Consider the following 16,441-nt stretch of genomic DNA (forward strand, 5'->3'; position numbering starts at 1 on the left):
GTCTCCTCCTCTACCGGCAACAGACGAAAGCCAGAGAAAACCGGCTACCCTCTGACTTAGGCGAAATGGTAGAGCGTCTCAAGCAATTTCGATCGGAGGGCGAAGCGGCGCAACGGTGGTGGGATGATCAGGCCGCCGATCGGGAACGACGCGTCAGCAGCCGGGCGACGACACCGTGCAGGATGAAGACCAGAAGCGTCAGCGGCCAAAGCAGGCATGCGAAAAGCCCGGCAAGACGATGGAGCGTCAAGCCATCATGGTTGGCCCAGCCTTCCAGCAGTGTTACCGCCAGGGCGGCCACGGCTACGAGGCCGTAGAGCAGGACGATTGCTGCTTCAAACACCGGTGATTCCCCAATAGACATAACATTAACCCTAACAGGAAATCCCTAACGGATGTAAGAGCAAGCGTCCTCCCCAAAAAGCGGTACATGGCGAATGGGGCGGGATGGTGCCCAAGTCTTGATGAACTGACAATGGCACACCACATTTCCTCGCGAAACGGAACCGCCCCTCGGCGAAAGGAGCATGGCATGTCCGAAACTGCAACCACCGCCAAGATCCATAAGACCGATGCCGAATGGAAAGAACAGCTCACCCCCGAGCAGTACCGCATTACGCGCCAGCACGGCACCGAGCGCGCCTTCACCGGCCCCTATTGGGATTCCTTCGAGACAGGGCTTTATCGCTGCGTCAGCTGTAATACCCCGCTTTTCCGCTCCGACACGAAATTCGACGCCGGCTGCGGCTGGCCGAGCTATTTCGAAGCGGTGTCGCCCGATGCGGTGACCGAGCATCGCGATACCGCCTTTGGCATGGTGCGCACCGAAATCCGCTGCGGCCGCTGCGAAGCCCATCTCGGCCACGTCTTTCCAGACGGCCCGCCGCCGACCGGTTTGCGCTACTGCATCAATGGCCATTCCATGGTGTTCGAGCCGGGGAAGTAAGCGTCCGGCCAGCAATCGGAAAGCGGCTCATCCCGACGCGATGGGCCGCTTAAGGACGGCGATCCAACAGGCAGGAGAAGGCCGATGGCGCCAGATATTCTCAAGACCGACCGGCTGACGCTACAGGAGATCACGCCTGCCGATCTGCCGTTTCTCCACCGCATTTTCGGCGATGCCGAATGCATGCGTTATTACCCCGGCATCAAGAGCTTCGACGAAACCGCCAGCTGGCTTCAGAGGCTCGCCTTCGACAGTTATGCCAATCACGGTTTCGGCCTCTGGGCCGTGACGGACCGGCGGAGCGGCACACTGCTCGGCGATTGTGGAATCACGCTGCAGGAAACGTCCGCAGGCCTGGAACCCGAGATCGGCTACCATCTGTGGCGCGATCATTGGGGCAAGGGATATGCAGCCGAGGCGGCCTCCGCCTGCCGGGACCACGCGCTCGATGCTCTTGGCTTCGCGCGAATCGTCTCCATCGTCAGGCCCGACAATTTGCGCTCGCAACGCGTCGCGGAGCGGGTGCATCGGCGGCGGGAAACCTTCTCCAAGGCCGCAGGCACCGATGGCGGCAGGGTGGAATTTCACCTCTACATCACGGACAAAGCATAGGGCCTTTCTGGTTCTCCGTTTATTTTCAGATGCTTCCGGAGAAACCCGATGCGGCACTGCTGGAATTGCGCCAGGGACTCCGCGCTTCGCCCCTAACCTCCGTCATGCTCGGGCTTGACCCGAGCATCCATGCGCGGTGGCGGATGTCTCGACGATCTTGGTTCGATATTCAGCCTCGGCTGGATGCCTCCGCCTTTCCTGCGGTGCTCGTCGCGTGGATCCTCTGGTCAAGCCCGAGGATGACGGAGAGTGGGGAAATCTAGAGAATTCCACAAACCGGTGCCCAACTCGACGATGCGGCCAAAACCTTGCCCAATCACTCGTGCTCAGCAGGACATGGCCAGCTCGTCGGCGCCGATAGGCCGGACGGCAGCTTGGTCGAGTTATCGCCGCAGGCAAGGTCGATCTGTGCCTGTTCGAGCCCGGCTGCGGTCGAGAGGTCAAGGCCTTCGATGTGGGTCAGGAACATGAAGGCGCGCTCGAAGATCGGCGGGCCTTCGAAGGTAGCGCTGGAGAGATCGGCACGGGAAAGATTGGCGAAAGAGAATTTCGCGCCGGTCAGCACCGCCTTGTCGAAATCGGCGCGGCCGAGCTCGGCCTTTTCGAAGCTGGCGCCGGCAAGCTTGGCACCGGCGAAATTGGCCCGCTGCAGTTCGGCGCCGGCGAAGGAGGCGCCGTCGGCGGCAATATTGGCGAAGCTGGCGCGATAGGCCTCGATCTTGGCGAAGTTGGCGCCTTCGGCGTGGGCTCCCTCGAGTGAGGCACGCACCAAAGTCGCCTTTTCGAGATTGGCGGATTTGACGTTGGCGCCAGCGAGATCCGTCAGCGAGAAATCGGTGCCGGCGAGGTTGGCGCTTTCGAGATCACTGCCCTGCAGCATCAGGTTCTTCTTGGTGCATTCCTGCCAGTCGAGCTTCGGCGAGGCCAGGCTGCCGCAATCGGCGGCCCTGGCGGCAACCGGCGGAAATGCCAGAAGGACGAGGGCAAGGAGACCGAGCGACGATCCGTGCATTGCCATTGAACTGTTCACCTCCATACCATTCTGAGCCGCCTCGCGCGAAGCAGGCTGCTTCCCCTTTCTTACACAGCTCAGACTACAATAAAAAGATGGCGCGCGCCTTCACTATGGGTTGCCGGGGGTGCCGGATCAATCCAGAGGCAGGCGAAGCTCCATGCAGGTGAGGTCCAGCCAGCGGCCGAACTTGGTGCCGACCTCGGAAAATCTGCCGGCAATGCGGAAACCAAACTTTTCATGCAGCCTGATCGAAGCGGTATTTTCAGCCTCGATGCCGGCGATCATCACATGGATATTTCCTGCCGCAGCACGGCTGACCAGTTCCCGCATGAGGCGCTCGCCGATGCCGGCGCCGCGGCAATCCTTGTCGACATAGACGGAATGCTCGACGGTGTGGCGGTAGCCGTCGAAGGCCCGCCAGTCGCCATAGGAGGCATAGCCGGCGACCCTGCCTGCCAGCTCGGCGACGATGACCGGAAAACCGCGGCCCTTGCGCGCCTTCATCCATTCCTGGCGGTTTTCGAGATCGACCAGCGTGTCGTTCCAGATCGCCGTCGTGTGCTCGACGGCGTGATTGTAGATATCGCGGATGGCGGGGAGATCGGCTTCGGTGGCATCGCGGAGGAGCACAGCGTCTGTCATGATTGCCCGTTCGTATTGTCTGGGAAAGGCGGCTTACGCCCGGCCTCGAACGATGTAAACGGCGGATGCGAAATACCGACGCTTTTGGGCACGGCCGCCGTCAAAGCGCGTCGCGATCTTTCAGATTCGCTCCTTGCGCTTTGGGCCATTATTTTCTCGCATGTCGTTACCGCAAAACCGCTGCACACTTTGCGCGACATGCTTTAAAGCCCAGGCCCCGGCAGGCTGAAACAGGTGAAGACGGCCGAATAATGCACCGCCGCGGCGGTGACGACGAAACCGTGCCAGATGGCGTTCTGGAAGCGCAGCTTCTCCCAGACATGGAAGATGACGCCGAGCGAATAGATGACCCCGCCGATGACGATCAGCAGCATCGAGGCGGAGGGAATGCGCGCGGCGACAGGCCCGGCCACCAGCACGCCGCTCCAGCCCATGGCGAGATAAAGCAGGATAGCAACGCGGTCGTAACGGCCGGGAAAGACACATTTCAGGATAATGCCGGCGGCAGCGAACAGCCAGATCGCGACCAGCATGATGAGGAGCAGCGGGTCGTCGGCGCCGCGTTCGAGAAAGGGCGTGTAGGTGGCGGCGATCAACAGGAAGATCGCCGAATGATCGAAGCGGCGCAAGTACCATTTGGTGCGCGAGACCGGCCAGGCGTTGTAGGAAAAGGAAATGGCCAGCGTCAACACCAGCCCGACGCCATAGATCCAGGCGGCGGCGAGCGCACCGTAGGAGCTCCAGAGCGTGGCGTAGACGATCAGCACGGTGGCCCCGATCAGCGCCAGTACGAGACCGACGCCATGGACGATGCCATCGGCGATCAGCTCGTATCTGTCATAAGCCCAGCGAATGCCGTTGAATTCGGCCATGCCCGCCAATCCGTTTCAGACCCCGATTGCAATCGTCGCATCGAACCGACGGGCGCGCAACTGCGGCAAAGCGCACGGTCGGTAAATCTTCGTGACAGGCTGATGGAGGGCGGAGCAGCTGCGCACATCAAACCTTCTGCCGGTCGACCAGCACCGAGCATTTGGCGTGGCGCACGACCCGGTCGGCAGTGGCGCCGATAAAGTAATTAGAAAAGTCCGGAACATGCGAAGCGACGATGATGAGGTCGGCTCCGTGGTTTTCGGCGGTCGAAATGATCACTTTGGCTGGTGGGCCGTTGCGGATCTCGACGGTTGCCGCAATCCCGGTTGCGGCGATCAGCGCCTTCAGCTGGTCGCGGCTGTCCTGCATGGCGTCCTCGACCATATTGGCCGGCAGTTCGATCGCCACATAGGTCGGCACATCTTCGATGACGTTGAGTGCGACGATCTCGCCGCCGTCGTCGAGTAGGGATGCGGCCTTGCGGAGGATTTTCTCTCCCTTTTCGATGCCGCCGAGCGCGATCGCAACGATGATCTTTCTGTACATGGCTTCCCTCCATGACTGAGCTTCATAAGCTCTCTCTAAAGAAGATATGGACGCTTTGAGCGCGATCAAGTGGATGTCATCGTCAACACCTGCTCAACGCTTCATCGTCAAAAACGGATCTTCTGTGAACAATCGCAATACGCCATATAGGGGTTGGCTACGGCAGCCCAGAAGAGGCAGAGACGGATGAATCGACGAAACTTTCTCGGCCTTGCCGCGGGCGGCACATTCGCCGCCACCGCCGGCACGCCGTCCATTTCACAGGCCAGATAAGCGGCCAGATCAGGGGCAGGAGAACAATCCATGACGACCGAAACTTCCTATGCGCTGACACGACCCGCCTATGTCGACCAGTCGCATCTCGTGGTGACCGACCTCGCTGTCGTTTCCGGCTTCTATCAATCGATGCTCGGCCTGAAGGTCATCGAGAAGACGGCGAGCGGGCAAGTGCTGGGTGTCGGCGATCTGCCGCTGCTGACGCTGACGACCGCCAAGGACGCGGCGATCGCGCCGCGCAATGCCGCCGGCCTTTTTCACACAGCCTTCCTGATGCCCGACCGGGCGGAACTCGCACGCTGGCTGCGCCATGCCGCCAACAACAACGTCGTGCTCGACGGCGCCTCGGACCATCTCGTCAGCGAGGCAATCTATCTGTCCGACCCCGAAGGCAACGGCATCGAAATCTATGCCGACCGGCCGCACGAACGATGGAAGTTCGATCAGGATGGCATGGTCGACATGGCAACGCTGCGGCTCGACCTGCAGGCGCTTTATGACAGCGCGCCCGACGGGGACTGGAGCGGCATGGCTGTGGGAACGGCGATCGGCCACTTGCACCTGCAGGTCGGCGACATCCCTCGGGCCGACGCCTTTTATCGCGATGTCCTCGGCCTCAAGCTGATGGCGAGCCGACCCGGCGCAAGTTTCTTTGCGACCGGCGGCTACCATCATCACATCGCCGCCAATATCTGGAACAGCCGGGGTGCTGTCGCACGCGCCGACAATATGACCGGACTTTCGGACTACAAGGTCCGTTTCAACGACAAGGCGACGCTGGATGCGGCGATCTCCAAGCTAGATACACTTGAGATCAACAGCGAGAAGCGCGACGGCGGCGTGTTTCTCAGGGACCCGTGGGGGATCGGCCTGACGCTTTCGGTTTAATATCCGAGGCGCGGATGAGGCCGAAAAGGCCGAGAACATTCGCGCCATGCGGGCAGAATCATGCGGATGAAGAGGTGCCGCGATCGGTTTTCCGGATCGCCCTACCCCCCACGGAACCGGAACCGCATCGGCGCGTTTCCGTGACGAAGCAATGGGGCTTCGGGGACCTCACCGCATGGGAATCGCCACTGGCATCCGCAAACAGGCAAAGAAGATCGCGATCGGCGAACGCCGCACCAGCGCCTGGGCGCAGACGCTGAAGGAGGCAGCCGAAGAGCTGCCACCGCCACCGCTGCACCGGCTGGAAAAGGACGGTCTCGATATCAGCATGGCCTGGGCGATCATCGGCATCTTCGGCATTCTCGGCCTTGCCGCCGTGTATATGATGTCGCTTATCCTCATCCCGATCACGCTTGCCGTCGTCGTCGGCATGATCCTTGGCATGGCCGCGGAAAAACTCAGCAAGATGGGCGTGCCGCGCCTTGCCAACGCCTTCATACTGTCAAGCAGCGTGGCGCTGGTGATCTTCCTGGTGATCAACTCGCTCGCGGGGCCGCTGATAACGTTTGCCAATGAGGGGCCGGCCTTTGCCGAGCGGACCATAGACCGCGTCATGCCTTATCTCGAGCGCATCGAATGGCTGCATATCACCCCCGCAACATTCGAAAGCGGGCCGATGTCGATCGGTGCGCTGCTCGAAAATACCGGCAACGTGCTGCACGTGGTGACAACCAGCCTGACGCCGGCTGTCGTGCAGGGAATGATCTTCTTTGCGGCGCTGCTGCTCTTCCTTGCCAGCCGGGTCAACCTGCGCAAGACGATCATCATGACCTTCCGCACCCGCACGCAACGCCTGGCGGCAATCCGTGTCATCAATGCCGTCGAGCAGGTGCTCGGTTTCTATTTCGCCACAGCCTCACTGATCTATATCGGCCTCGGCGTCGTCATGACCGTTATCGCCTATGCAGGCGGGCTGGCGGCGCCAGTGCTCTGGGGCTTCTTCGCCTTCCTGTCGAGTTTCATTCCCTATCTCGGCATCACCATGATGACGCTCGCCGTCGCCATCGCCGGCATTCTCACCCATGATGACCTCGTCATCGGCCTGATCCCGGCCGCAGCCTTCTTTACCGTGCATCTTCTCATGGAAAACCTGATCTTCCCGGCGGTAATGGGACGGCGGCTGGAAATCAATCCCTTCGTCGTCTTCCTCGCCATCCTGTTCTGGACGTGGATGTGGGGCGCCGTCGGCGCTATGCTGGCGCTGCCGCTCTCGCTGATCGTCATCACGATCATCGAGGAATTGCTGATCGAGGAAAAGCCGCAGCCGCAATTGCCGAAATGATCAACCGGGGAGACATGCGTGGCCTCTGATCTCGATCTCAACGAATCCGATCACGACCAGATGGTCAGCGGCCGCTCTCTTTGGGGAAAAAGCGGTGTACGGCCGGAATGGCGGCCGATCGAGCAGAGCCTGTCCACCGACGTCGCCGTAATCGGCGGCGGCGTCACCGGCGCGTTGGTCGGCGAACATCTGACGGCACGCGGTTTTTCCGTTGTTATCATCGACCGGGAGGAGCCCGGTTTCGGCAGCACCGCGGCGAGCACGGCGATGCTGCAATGGGAAATCGACAGCACACTTACCGAGCTTGAGGACTATTACGGCTTCGAACGCGCAGCCGGCATCTACCGCCGCAGCGGTGCTGCGGTCGCCGGCCTTTCCAAGCTGATCGCCGCGAACGGGATTGCCTGCGGCTTCCGGCCGCGCAACACCCTCTATCTCGCCGCCAACCAGGAAGGCGCGCGCGAGCTTCTGGAGGAGCGCCAGCTTCGCCGCCGGGCCGGCCTGCCCGGCGTCTATCTCGAACATCCAGATCTCTTCACGCAATTTGAGCTCGACCGGGATGGGGCAATCTATTCGCCGGGTTCGGCGGAGTGCGACCCGCTGCTTTTGACCTGGGCATTGATCGAGATGTCCGTCCGGCGCGGCGCGCGGCTGGTCAATGCTTCCGTCACTGCGCTTCACAGCGAAGGCGATCGGGTCACGGCAGAGACGGACGGAGGCCACGTCATCGAGGCGCGGCATGCCGTGCTTGCGACGGGCTATTCGATGCCGGGCCTCGACATGCCGAAGCTGCACCGCACCAGTTCGAGCTGGGCGCTCGCCACCGTAGCCCAGGACCCGGCAAATTTCTGGCGCGACAGGGCGCTGATCTGGGAGGACAGCCACCCCTATCTCTACATGCGCACGACCGAGGACAATCGCATCGTCGCCGGCGGCGAGGATGACGGCACGACCGATCCCGAAGCCCGCGACCGCCAACTGCCGGCAAAGATCATGGCAATTCGCGAGAAGATAAAGCGGCTATGGCCGAAAGCCGATACGCGGGTGGAACACGCCTGGTGCGGAACCTTCGGCGAAACGGCCGACGGCCTGCCGCTGATCGGCCCGGTGCCCGGCATGCCGCATGTGCTCGCCGCCTACGGCTATGGCGGCAATGGCATCACCTTTTCCTATCTCGCAGCCCAGATGATCGGCGCCATGCTCGCCGGCATGCATCGCGACTGGTTCGAGGATTTCGCGCTCGACAGGGATGGGCCGGGGCTGCGGCGGTTTGGAGAGGATAGGTTTCGGGCTGGGGATGAGTTGCGGTAGAGGCTTGGGATTGACTGTTGTGCCGTGGTAGCCCCCCTCTGCCCTGCCGGGCATCTCCCCCACAGGTGGGGAGATCACAAGTAGCCCGAACTTCGCACCCGTTTACCGTTCCAGCCGGCTGCAACGATAGTTGTTTGGGGAAACCAATGCGCCCAGCCAATCTCCCCACCTGTGGGGGAGATGCCCGGCAGGGCAGAGGGGGGCAGCCACGGCATGCCCTTAGCTTAAAAGCTACTCCGTCGTTTTGTCGTCACCCATATCCTCGACGTCCTCCAGACGAACGAATTCCGTGCCCTTGGCTTTCAGGTCGACCAGCGCCTTCGCCACCCCCTCGCCCGCCGCATGGGTCGGCTGGTTGACGTGGGAGATGACGACATCGCCGTCTTTGGCCGAGGCGATGCGCTTTTCGGTAATCGCAGCCCCGAGCAGCGAACCACCGTCGCCGTTTACCGAATAACCGGCGATGCGATAGCCCATGGCGCGGATCTGGCCGATGGCGGAAAGGTCGTATTTGGCGGTCGAGCCGCGGAACCAGCGCGGCGCCGGAATGCCGGTCGCGACCATGGCGGCAGCGCCGCCTTCGACCTCCCGCCTTACCGCCTGCGGCGAGCCGGCCGAGGCGATACCATAGATCAGCGTCGGCGTGTCGACGGCTGGGATATGGTTCTCTCCGTGATTTTCGAGTTCGAAGAGATCGGGGTTCTGCAGGAAGACGGCAACCGCTGCAGGGTTATGTTTCAGCCAACGGGCAGTGACGAAGATCGTCACCGGGATGCGTTCGCGCACCAGGGTCGACAGGATACGCTCGTCCGCCTGCCCCATGCAGGCATCGAAGGTCAGCGCAATGCGGGCATGGCCGGCAGCGTTGGAGCGAGCGATATGCAGATGCGGCTCGACGAGCTTTACTTCAGGCGCTCTCGGGGCCGGGCTGACGGCGGCCGAGGCGGGCAGCGCTGACGACAGCGCGTCCGCCAATACGGGAGCAATGGTGCTCAGCAGGAACGCCGAAGCGGGCAGGATGCGGTTCATATGAGGCTTCTACAAGTCGGTTTCGACAGATTTAGCGGATGCTTTTGCATGGCGCCATGTGGCCGGATGTCACCGCCGCCGCCCGAACAAAGCCAAGGGCATCAATCGTAGAGATAATACTTGTCCCACTTCTCGCGCGGCACCTTGTCGCCAATCTGGTAGTCGAGTTCGCGCACATTGATATGCTGCGGGCCGGTGATGCAATTGTACGAGAGATGATACCAATCGCCCTTGCTGCGGAAGACCGCGCCCGGGGCCTGCAGCGAATTGTCGCCGGGGATCGGGTCCTTGAAGGTATAGGCGATCACCTTGTCGGGCTTGAAACCGGCGCTTTCCTGGTTGATGCGGCTCATCGCCTCGGTGTCGCAGCTCTGTTCCAGACGGGTCGAGGGATCGAGTTTTTCAAGTTGCTTCTTGATGGCGGGATCGACGGCAAAGGCAGGGGCAGCAAGGCTGACGAGGGATACAAACAGGAGCAGACGTTTCGGCATTGCGGAGAAATCCCTTGCTGTTGTCCATTCTTCACCCTGCCGCAGGCAGCTTGCCGGAGGCTTGGCGCGTGCAATTTTCGCTCTGTGATAGCGGACATTCTTAAATATTGTGGTGACATCAAGGCAAGGCGGGCAAAGCCGCCTCCTTGCTTGTGGAAGGCCGCCCGCATCCTTGGCGCAGCTTTGACGCTTGATCCGGGACCGGGGCGCCTCTATCTCTTGCCAACCCGACATTCCCACCGGAGCCATTCCTTGTCCGTTTTCAAAAACCTGCCGACACCGCCTGCCGCACCGAAGAAGCCGATCTCCGATACGCGCCACGGCATCACCCGCACGGACGACTATGCCTGGCTGCGCGCCGACAACTGGCAGGCAATGTTCAAGGATCCGTCGATCCTCGATCCTGACATCCGCCGGCATCTCGAAGCCGAAAACGCCTATATGGATGCGGCGATGGAAGACACCAAGGCGCTGCAGAAGGTGCTGTTTTCCGAGATGCGCGGCCGCATCAAGGAAGACGACAGCTCGGTGCCGATGAAGGACGGCGCCTATGCCTATGGCACGTTTTATGTCACGGGCGGCGAACAGCCGCGTTTTTTCCGCATCGCCCGCGACGGCAACGTCGCCGACGAGACGATCCGCACCGTGCTGCTCGACGGCGACAAGGAGGCGTCAGGCAAGGCCTATTTCCGCCTCGGCGGTCTCGACCATTCGAGCGACCATAGCCGCGGCATCTGGGGCTATGACGACAAGGGCTCGGAATTCTTTACGCTGAAGGTGCGCGACCTTTCGACCGGGCAAGACCTCGAAGACCGGATCGAGAATACCGGCGGTGGTGGCGTCTGGGCGCCCGACGGCAAGAGCTTCTTCTATTCGGCGCTCGACGAGAACCACCGGCCTTCGAAGGTGTTCCACCATATTCTCGGCCAGCCGCAATCGGCAGACCGGCTGGTCTACGAGGAAGCCGATGCCGGCTTCTTCATGGGCGTCGGCGGCTCGCTGCTCGACGACTTCATCTATATCGACATTCACGACCACGAGACCAGCGAATATCGGCTGCTGTCGACCAAGAATCTGACCGCCGAGCCGAAGCTGGTGGCGGCGCGCGAGGACGGCATCGAATATTCGCTGACCGAGGGCGGCGAGGTCTTTTACATCCTGACCAATGACGGCGGCGCCAAGGACTTCAAGATCATGCAGGCGCCGGCGGACAATCCGGTCAAGGAAAACTGGCGCGAAGTCGTCGCCCACAAGCCCGGCACCCTCATCATCAGCCACATGGCCTATGCCCGCCATCTCCTCTGGCTGGAGCGCAAGGACGGGCTGCCGCAGATCATGATCCGCGACCGGAGGACCGGCGAGGAACATGCGATCGCCTTTGCCGAGGAAGCCTATTCGCTCGGGCTTTCAGGTGCTGCGGAATACGACTCGGATGTCATCCGTTTTTCCTATTCGTCGATGACGACGCCGTCGCAGCTCTACGATTACAACATGGTGACGCGCGAGCGCACGCTCTTGAAGACGCAGGAGGTACCGTCGGGTCACAATCCCGACGATTATATCACCCGCCGTGTCTTTGCGCCGGCATGGGACGGCGAGACTGTGCCGGTCACCCTGCTCTATCGCAGGGATACCCCGCTCGACGGCACAGCACCCTGCCTGCTCTACGGCTACGGCGCCTACGGCATCACCATCCCGGCCGGTTTCAACACCAACTGCCTGTCGCTCGCCGACCGCGGCTTCGTCTATGCCATCGCCCATATCCGCGGCGGCAAGGACAAGGGATTTTCCTGGTACGAAGACGGCAAGATGGACAAGAAGACGAATACCTTCAAGGACTTCGTCGCTGCTGCCGATTATCTGAATCAACAGAAGTTCACCTCTTATGCGAAGATCATCGCCGAGGGCGGCTCTGCCGGCGGCATGCTGATGGGCGCGGTTGCCAACATGGCGCCGGAGAAGTTTGCCGGCATCATCGCCGCCGTTCCCTTCGTCGACGTGCTCAACACGATGCTCGACGATAGTTTGCCGCTCACCCCGCCGGAATGGCCGGAATGGGGCAACCCGATCGACAGCCGGGAAGAATACGAGCAGATCGCCTCATACTCGCCCTACGACAATGTCGGCGCCAAAGCCTACCCGCCGATCCTGGCGCTCGGCGGCCTGACTGATCCGCGCGTGACTTATTGGGAACCGGCCAAGTGGGTGGCGAAGCTGCGCGAGGAGACGACGGGCGCGGCACCGATCCTGCTCAAGACCAACATGGACGCCGGCCACGGCGGCGCGTCGGGGCGGTTTCAGCGGCTTGAGGAGATTGCGTTCGAGTATGCATTTGCGATCAAGGTGGCCGGGAAGATGTGAAATCTTTGAGGGGTGTGACGTGTGAACCCCCCTCTGCCCTGCCGGGCATCTCCCCCACAGGTGGGGAGATTGGCTGGGCTCACTGGCTTCCCCAAACAACTGACGTCACAGCCGGCGAAACGATAGACGGATGCGAAGTTTGGGCCACTTGTGATCTCCCCACCTGTGGGGGAGATGCCCGGCAGGGCAGAGGGGGGCTTACACGGCACAACAGCCGAGGGAGATACAAATGCCCGTCTACATCGCCCTCCTCCGCGCCGTTAATGTGGGCGGCACCGGTGCCTTGCCCATGGCCGAACTCAAGACCATCTGCGAAGGCCTCGGCTTCGCGGATGTGAAAACCTACATCCAAAGCGGCAATGTACTCTTCCGCTCGGACGAATCCGAAACGACCGTAGAGGAAAAGCTCGACGCGGCGCTGGGGCAGAAGATGGGCAAGCGGCCGGGCGTGATGGTGCGGAGCCGCAAGGAGTTCGACGCGATTGCCGCTAACGCGCCCTTCCCTGATGCCAAGCCGAACTTGCTGCTCGTCTATTTCCTCCCCGAAAAACCGCCCGCCGATGCGCTTGATAAAATGGTGGCGCCTGATGGCGAGGAGGCAAAACTCGGGACCTGCGAAATCTATGTGCATTATCCCAATGGGTCCGGCCGCTCGAAGCTGAAGCTGCCGGCGCTGAAGCCAGGAACGTCGCGCAACCTCAACACCGTGCGCAAGCTGGCCGACATGGCGGCAGCGATGGAGGGCTGACCTCCGGCGCAGAATCTGATTCAAGCGAGGGGCTTCAAGCCCTTGATTTTATGCAAATCGCGTCAGCATTCAGCGACACCTTTCGTCCGTTTCACCTTGTAACCGCTGATCTCCTCGCCGGCGGTCTTGGAGAAGCGCAGGTTCCAGAAAGTGGCGGTGATCGAGATGATCGTGACGACGATGAAGGCGGCCGAGAAATCGCCAAGCGCCGGTGTTTCAGCCCCGCTAAAGGCCATGGAACCGTGCAGCGCCAAGGCCCCGATGCAGATGCCGAGCGACAGCATCAGCTGCTGGAATGTGGTGTAGAAACTGGTGGCCGAACTCATCCGTTCCTTGTCGATCTCGTCATAGGCAATGGTGTTATAGGCGGTGAACTGGAACGACAGGAAGAAGGCGCTGAGGATCAGAACGACGAAGATCAGCGGCATCGGCCAATCCGGCCGGAAGGCGGCGCAGAGGCCATAGCCGACCGTGCCGAAGATGCCGTTGAGGACCAGGCTTCGGCGGAAGCCCAGCCGGCGGAAGACGAACTTCGCCATCGGCTTCATGGCGAGCGCGCCAAGTGCTGTGGCAATGACGATCTGGCCGGCCGCCGCCGCAGACAGGCCGAAGCCGATTTGGAAGAGCAGCGGCAGCAGGAAAGGCTGGGCGCCCTGGGTGATGCGCGTCAGCGACCCGGCGATCACCGAGGTGCCGAAGCTCGGCACTTTCATCAGCGAGAAATCCATGATCGGCGACGGATGCCTGCGGGCGTGCCGGAGATAGGCGATGCCGAAGAGCAGGCCGAGGGCGATCAGGAAGATCGAGAAGGCGCCCTCGCCTTCGTGGCTCGACATTTCGAAGCCGAAGAGCAGCGAACCGAGCGAGATGCCGGAAAGGACGAAGCCGAGCGTATCGAACGGCCCGCTCGCCTTGCCCTTCACCTCGTCGATGTAGATCGACACGAAGATCATGCCGATGATGCCGATCGGCACGTTGATGTAGAAGATCCAGCGCCAGTCGAGATAGGTGACGAAGAAGCCGCCGAGCGGCGGGCCGACGATCGGGCCGATCAGCGCCGGCACCAGCAGCCAGGACATGGCGCTGACCATATCCTTGCGGGCGACGCTGCGCATCAGCACCAGGCGCCCGACCGGCATCATCATCGCACCGCCTATGCCCTGAAGCAGCCGCGCCAGTACCAGCAACGACAGCGTCGGCGCCAGCGCACAGAAGATCGAGCCGATCACGAAGACGGATATGGCCGCGCGGAAGACGGTGCGGGAGCCGAAACGGTCGGCCATCCGGCCGCTGGCGGGAATGAAGATCGCCAGGCTGAGGAGATAGGAGGTCAGGGCGATCGACATGGCCGGCGCGCTGACGCTGAAATCGCGCGCCATGGTCGGCAGCGCCGTCGCAAGCACGGTCGCATCGATATTTTCCATCAGCATCGCACTCGCGACAATCATCGCGATCACCCGGAAATTGGGCGCGGCGCGCCGAACCATCGGCGCCTGGTAAATCTGATCCGACATCGTCCGGAATCACTCGCGGTGGCGCGGCGGAGCACTGAAGGCAGCAAGGCCGCGGGGGATGACATGGCGCAAGGCCAGGGGAGACGATTTGCTATACGCCTGCGATCATGGCGGCGCTATGTCCTTTATGGCAAAGCAGCTTTGACGAGAGGTAAAGGCAGATCACGATTACTTGCATCGGGCGGTGCTTCGTGAAGGTCATTCCCTCCGGCCAATTCGGCTTGCGCCGCGGGCACCCCGGCCCTACCTATGAAGCATGACCTCCACCCTGCAGAAAAACCGGGCCGGCGCGGCCTTTCCGTTCGACAACAGCTATGTCGGCTTGCCCGAGCGCTTCTTTGCGGCGCAGGCGCCGACTTCGGTGGCGGAGCCCTGGCTGATCAAGCTCAACGAACCGCTCGCCGCCGAGCTTGGGCTCGACGTCGAGGCGCTTCGCCGCGACGGTGCGGCGATCTTTTCCGGAAATCTTGTTCCCGAAGGCGCCGAACCGCTGGCGATGGCCTATGCCGGCCATCAGTTCGGCGGCTTCTCGCCGCAGCTCGGCGATGGGCGGGCGATCCTGCTTGGCGAGGTGATCGACCACAGCGGCAAGCGCTTCGATATCCAGCTGAAGGGTGCCGGACCAACACCTTTTTCGCGCCGCGGCGACGGGCGAGCGGCAATCGGGCCGGTGCTGCGCGAGTATATCATCAGCGAAGCGATGTTTGCGCTCGGCATTCCGGCCACGCGGGCGTTGGCGGCAGTGACCACAGGCGAGCCGGTCTACCGCGAAGAAGTGCTACCGGGTGCGGTCTTCACCCGGGTCGCGGCAAGTCATATCCGCGTCGGCACTTTCCAGTATTTCGCGGCCAGGGGTGACACCGACGGCGTGCGGGCGCTGGCCGACTATGTGATCGACCGGCACTATCCCGACCTGAAAGAAGTTGACAATCCCTACCTCGCGCTGCTTTCGGCGGTCTCCGAGCGCCAGGCGGCGCTGATTGCCCGTTGGCTGCATGTCGGTTTCATCCATGGGGTAATGAACACCGACAATATGACCGTTTCCGGCGAGACGATCGATTTCGGCCCCTGCGCCTTCATGGATGCCTATGATCCCGCCACCGTCTTCTCGTCGATCGACCAGCAGGGGCGCTATGCCTATGCCAACCAGCCCGGCATCGGCCAATGGAACCTCGCAAGGCTCGGCGAAACGCTGCTGCCGCTGATCGACGAAGAGCCGGACGGCGCGGTCGACAAGGCGAATGCGGTGATCCGCGCCTATGGCGAACGGTTCCAGGCGCATTGGCTGGCCGGCATGCGAGAGAAAATCGGCCTTGCCGGCGAAGAGGACGGCGATCTCGACCTGGTGCAGGCGCTACTGTCGCTGATGCAGGCGCAGGGCGCCGATTTCACCCTGACCTTCCGGCGGCTGTCGGATCTCGCCGGCAATGAGACCGCGGAGACCGCCTTTGCCTCGAGTTTTCGCGAGCCGGAAGCCTGCGGCACATGGCTCACGCAATGGCGCGACAGGCTGTCACGCGATCCGCAGACGGCGGCTCAGCGCGCGATCGCCATGCGCAGCGTCAATCCGGCTTTCATTCCACGCAATCACCGCGTCGAACAGGCAATCGAGGCCGCGGTCGAGAACGGCGATTTCTCGCTGTTCGAGGCGCTGTTGAGCGTGCTTTCGCAACCCTATGAGGATCAGCCGGGTTTTGCCGCCTATCGGGAACCGCCGCAGCCCAACGAACGGGTGCTTGCGACCTTTTGCGGGACGTGAGCGCGGCTTTGCCGTTTGGCTACGGCCATCGCCCGAAATCGAGTTAGATTCGACACGGCGGCCCGGTTCAATGCAACCGTACCGTGAC

Annotated in this window: 17 protein-coding genes; 9 read left to right on the forward strand and 8 right to left on the reverse strand. The window is 62.0% G+C overall.

Features of this window, described 5'->3' with window-relative positions; all coding sequences use genetic code 11:
* Window positions 1-127: 127 nt before the first annotated feature.
* A complete protein-coding gene (locus GR197_RS14170) occupies window positions 128-343 on the reverse strand; it encodes a hypothetical protein (protein WP_164010513.1) in 216 nt (71 codons plus the stop codon).
* Between the two features lie 189 nt (window positions 344-532).
* Between GR197_RS14170 and msrB the strand changes: the two genes are divergently transcribed.
* A complete protein-coding gene (gene msrB / locus GR197_RS14175) occupies window positions 533-946 on the forward strand; it encodes a peptide-methionine (R)-S-oxide reductase MsrB (RefSeq protein ID WP_164010515.1) in 414 nt (137 codons plus the stop codon).
* 84 nt (window positions 947-1,030) lie between these two features.
* Complete coding sequence (locus GR197_RS14180; RefSeq protein ID WP_164010518.1) at window positions 1,031-1,558, forward strand: GNAT family N-acetyltransferase; 528 nt, start codon at window positions 1,031-1,033, stop codon at window positions 1,556-1,558.
* A gap of 316 nt (window positions 1,559-1,874) precedes the next feature.
* On the opposite strand, the gene GR197_RS14185 is transcribed toward GR197_RS14180, so the two are convergent.
* From GR197_RS14185 to GR197_RS14200, 4 genes are all read right to left on the reverse strand, one after another.
* Entirely contained in the window at window positions 1,875-2,576 is a 702-nt protein-coding gene (locus GR197_RS14185; RefSeq protein ID WP_164010521.1) for a pentapeptide repeat-containing protein, read from the reverse strand.
* A gap of 129 nt (window positions 2,577-2,705) precedes the next feature.
* Window positions 2,706-3,215, reverse strand: coding sequence for a GNAT family N-acetyltransferase (locus GR197_RS14190; RefSeq protein ID WP_164010524.1), 510 nt, complete (start codon window positions 3,213-3,215; stop codon window positions 2,706-2,708).
* Between the two features lie 203 nt (window positions 3,216-3,418).
* Complete coding sequence (trhA, locus tag GR197_RS14195; protein ID WP_164010527.1) at window positions 3,419-4,087, reverse strand: PAQR family membrane homeostasis protein TrhA; 669 nt, start codon at window positions 4,085-4,087, stop codon at window positions 3,419-3,421.
* Between the two features lie 127 nt (window positions 4,088-4,214).
* The gene (locus GR197_RS14200) at window positions 4,215-4,634 is read right to left on the reverse strand and encodes a universal stress protein (RefSeq protein ID WP_164010529.1); all 420 of its coding nucleotides are present in this window, start codon (window positions 4,632-4,634) and stop codon (window positions 4,215-4,217) included.
* 186 nt (window positions 4,635-4,820) lie between these two features.
* Here GR197_RS14200 and GR197_RS14205 point away from each other — a divergent pair, with 186 nt between their 5' ends.
* From GR197_RS14205 to GR197_RS14220, 4 genes are all read left to right on the forward strand, one after another.
* The gene (locus GR197_RS14205; RefSeq protein WP_246724586.1) at window positions 4,821-4,907 is read left to right on the forward strand and encodes a twin-arginine translocation signal domain-containing protein; all 87 of its coding nucleotides are present in this window, start codon (window positions 4,821-4,823) and stop codon (window positions 4,905-4,907) included.
* Window positions 4,908-4,937: 30 nt separating this feature from the next.
* A complete protein-coding gene (locus tag GR197_RS14210; RefSeq protein WP_164010535.1) occupies window positions 4,938-5,798 on the forward strand; it encodes a VOC family protein in 861 nt (286 codons plus the stop codon).
* A gap of 175 nt (window positions 5,799-5,973) precedes the next feature.
* Complete coding sequence (locus GR197_RS14215) at window positions 5,974-7,140, forward strand: AI-2E family transporter (protein ID WP_164010539.1); 1,167 nt, start codon at window positions 5,974-5,976, stop codon at window positions 7,138-7,140.
* 18 nt (window positions 7,141-7,158) lie between these two features.
* Entirely contained in the window at window positions 7,159-8,451 is a 1,293-nt protein-coding gene (locus tag GR197_RS14220) for an FAD-dependent oxidoreductase (protein WP_164010555.1), read from the forward strand.
* Between the two features lie 231 nt (window positions 8,452-8,682).
* Here the strand turns inward: GR197_RS14220 and GR197_RS14225 are convergent, their stop codons facing one another.
* Together GR197_RS14225 and GR197_RS14230 are read right to left on the reverse strand one after the other, a co-directional pair.
* Window positions 8,683-9,480, reverse strand: a complete 798-nt coding sequence (locus tag GR197_RS14225) for a polysaccharide deacetylase family protein (protein WP_164010558.1) — start codon at window positions 9,478-9,480, stop codon at window positions 8,683-8,685.
* A 101-nt stretch (window positions 9,481-9,581) separates the two neighbouring features.
* Window positions 9,582-9,971: a DUF930 domain-containing protein gene (locus tag GR197_RS14230; RefSeq protein ID WP_007626817.1), complete on the reverse strand. Its 390-nt coding sequence runs from the start codon at window positions 9,969-9,971 to the stop codon at window positions 9,582-9,584.
* 252 nt (window positions 9,972-10,223) lie between these two features.
* Between GR197_RS14230 and GR197_RS14235 the strand changes: the two genes are divergently transcribed.
* Entirely contained in the window at window positions 10,224-12,332 is a 2,109-nt protein-coding gene (locus tag GR197_RS14235; protein ID WP_164010561.1) for a S9 family peptidase, read from the forward strand.
* 229 nt (window positions 12,333-12,561) lie between these two features.
* Window positions 12,562-13,080 (forward strand): DUF1697 domain-containing protein, encoded by a 519-nt coding sequence (locus GR197_RS14240; protein ID WP_164010565.1) that lies wholly within the window; start codon window positions 12,562-12,564, stop codon window positions 13,078-13,080.
* 62 nt (window positions 13,081-13,142) lie between these two features.
* Here GR197_RS14240 and GR197_RS14245 read toward each other — a convergent pair whose 3' ends face one another.
* Window positions 13,143-14,594: a DHA2 family efflux MFS transporter permease subunit gene (locus GR197_RS14245; protein ID WP_164010568.1), complete on the reverse strand. Its 1,452-nt coding sequence runs from the start codon at window positions 14,592-14,594 to the stop codon at window positions 13,143-13,145.
* 256 nt (window positions 14,595-14,850) lie between these two features.
* On the opposite strand from GR197_RS14245, the gene GR197_RS14250 reads away from it, so the two are divergent.
* Window positions 14,851-16,353, forward strand: coding sequence for a protein adenylyltransferase SelO (locus GR197_RS14250; RefSeq protein WP_164010571.1), 1,503 nt, complete (start codon window positions 14,851-14,853; stop codon window positions 16,351-16,353).
* The last annotated feature ends 88 nt before the right edge of the window (window positions 16,354-16,441 follow it).

The organism is Rhizobium phaseoli (assembly GCF_010668805.1).
Classification (GTDB): Bacteria; Pseudomonadota; Alphaproteobacteria; order Rhizobiales; family Rhizobiaceae; genus Rhizobium; species Rhizobium phaseoli_A.

What these genes read in the sequence shown, in the direction of transcription:
- msrB (WP_164010515.1), top strand. Translation starts at nt 533, where the DNA reads ATGTCCGAAACTGCAACCACCGCCAAGATCCATAAGACCGATGCCGAA.
- GR197_RS14180 (WP_164010518.1), top strand. Translation starts at nt 1,031, where the DNA reads ATGGCGCCAGATATTCTCAAGACCGACCGGCTGACGCTACAGGAGATC.
- GR197_RS14185 (WP_164010521.1), bottom strand. Translation starts at nt 2,576, where the DNA reads ATGGCAATGCACGGATCGTCGCTCGGTCTCCTTGCCCTCGTCCTTCTG.
- GR197_RS14190 (WP_164010524.1), bottom strand. Translation starts at nt 3,215, where the DNA reads ATGACAGACGCTGTGCTCCTCCGCGATGCCACCGAAGCCGATCTCCCC.
- trhA (WP_164010527.1), bottom strand. Translation starts at nt 4,087, where the DNA reads ATGGCCGAATTCAACGGCATTCGCTGGGCTTATGACAGATACGAGCTG.
- GR197_RS14200 (WP_164010529.1), bottom strand. Translation starts at nt 4,634, where the DNA reads ATGTACAGAAAGATCATCGTTGCGATCGCGCTCGGCGGCATCGAAAAG.
- GR197_RS14205 (WP_246724586.1), top strand. Translation starts at nt 4,821, where the DNA reads ATGAATCGACGAAACTTTCTCGGCCTTGCCGCGGGCGGCACATTCGCC.
- GR197_RS14210 (WP_164010535.1), top strand. Translation starts at nt 4,938, where the DNA reads ATGACGACCGAAACTTCCTATGCGCTGACACGACCCGCCTATGTCGAC.
- GR197_RS14215 (WP_164010539.1), top strand. Translation starts at nt 5,974, where the DNA reads ATGGGAATCGCCACTGGCATCCGCAAACAGGCAAAGAAGATCGCGATC.
- GR197_RS14225 (WP_164010558.1), bottom strand. Translation starts at nt 9,480, where the DNA reads ATGAACCGCATCCTGCCCGCTTCGGCGTTCCTGCTGAGCACCATTGCT.
- GR197_RS14230 (WP_007626817.1), bottom strand. Translation starts at nt 9,971, where the DNA reads ATGCCGAAACGTCTGCTCCTGTTTGTATCCCTCGTCAGCCTTGCTGCC.
- GR197_RS14240 (WP_164010565.1), top strand. Translation starts at nt 12,562, where the DNA reads ATGCCCGTCTACATCGCCCTCCTCCGCGCCGTTAATGTGGGCGGCACC.
- GR197_RS14245 (WP_164010568.1), bottom strand. Translation starts at nt 14,594, where the DNA reads ATGTCGGATCAGATTTACCAGGCGCCGATGGTTCGGCGCGCCGCGCCC.
- GR197_RS14250 (WP_164010571.1), top strand. Translation starts at nt 14,851, where the DNA reads ATGACCTCCACCCTGCAGAAAAACCGGGCCGGCGCGGCCTTTCCGTTC.